General features: G+C 66.9%; 1 protein-coding gene. It reads right to left on the bottom strand.

The window, feature by feature from the left end:
• Window positions 1–26 precede the first annotated feature (26 nt).
• The coding region (locus EHS19_RS10095) for a sialidase family protein (RefSeq protein ID WP_175578422.1) at window positions 27–1566 on the bottom strand (1540 nt) is incomplete at its 5' end.

Consider the following 1566-nt stretch of genomic DNA (forward strand, 5'->3'; position numbering starts at 1 on the left):
GAGTCACGCGACCACGCGCGCGACGGCTACGCGCGGCGACGAGCGAGCACGACGCCACCAGCAGCGGCGGCAAGCGCCACGGCAGCCAGCGCCACCACGGCGACCGACGCACCCGTGTCAGCCATCGTCGGCTTCTTCGACGGAGTCGTCGGAGCCGGCTTCGGAGCAGGCTTCGGAGTCGGCTTCGGGGTCGGGGTCGGCTGCGGAGCCGGCGTCTCGCTCTTCGCCGTCACCGACACCACATCCCACAGCAGCGCGCCACCGGCAGTAGACACCGCGACCCGGTACGAGCCCACGCGAGCCGGCGCAAACGCCTCCACCACGCCATCCGTACCAACCGTCACATTGCCACGAGACCACACATGACCAGAGGCCGCATCCATGAACACCACAACCGCACGACCCGCATGAGCGGAACCCACACGAAGCGTCACGCTGCCGCCGGCGACCATCGAATCCACCGGCACAAGGTCGGCGACACGATTCGTCTCCGTCAGATCAGACAGACCCGGCACACTCGGACCAGGATTCGGATTCGGATTCGGCTCAGGATCAGGCGTCGGATCAGGATTCGGATTCGGCTCAGGCTCTGGATCAGGATCAGGATCTGGGTCCGGATCCGGCTTCGGCTCAGGATCAGGATCAGGCGTCACCGGCGTCTTCTCCGCAACATCGATCGTGAACGACGCTGTCTCGCCGCCATCGTTCGCCGTAGCGGTCACCGTCACCTTGCCCGCCTTCGCGAACGGCTGCGCCAGATCGACATCCGCACCGGAAGCGTCACGCGCGCTCAGCGCGTACTCGCCGGCGGCGAGCGGGCGAACCGAGCCGTCGCTGAACGACGCCGTCACCGTAACGGCATCGGCATCGAACGAATCATCAACCTGCACGTCGGTCTGCGAAGTCGATGCCTTCAAGCCGACGATCGTCACCGGATTCTGCTCGACCGCAACCGTGACCGAGCCATTCTCGATACCGGTCAGCGTGTCGTCGGACTGCGCGTAGCGGCCGGTCAGCTTGATCGCAATGGACTGCTTCGCGCCCGCCTTAGTGCCTTCCGCCACCGTCACCGGCAGCGTCACGGTCGTCTTCTCGCCCCGCGCCAGGCCGCCGTCGATCGTCACCGGCGCCGCCGACCAGCCGGCCGGCAGCCCGCTCGGCGTCAGCGTGATCGACGTGTAGTCGGAATCATCGTCGTTCGTCACCGTGACCGGCACCTCGACCGTGGACGCATCCTCGCCCTCGCCGAGCGAGCCGACCGACTCGCCGTCGATGCGCAGCGTCGCCGAGCCGGTCGCCGAAGCAGTCAGATAGCCAAGCCATGCGAGCGACGTGCGCGTATACATGATGTCGTTGCTGTCGATGCCGTCCTGATACGTGCGATCGCCCTCATAGATCAGGCCATAGCCGCCACCGGCCGCGGCGGACAGCGGAATGACGACCGAGTAGGCGTGGTAGCCGCTCTTGTACAGCTTGCCCGCCGACCAGGTTTCGCCGTCGTCGAAGGAGATGCGCAGCGTGCCGTTCGAGCGCCCCGCGGCGCTGCCAGCCGACGAGTACAGCAGA

The sequence above is a fragment of the Bifidobacterium jacchi genome, from assembly GCF_009078285.1.
In the GTDB taxonomy this organism is placed as follows: Bacteria; Actinomycetota; Actinomycetes; order Actinomycetales; family Bifidobacteriaceae; genus Bifidobacterium; species Bifidobacterium jacchi.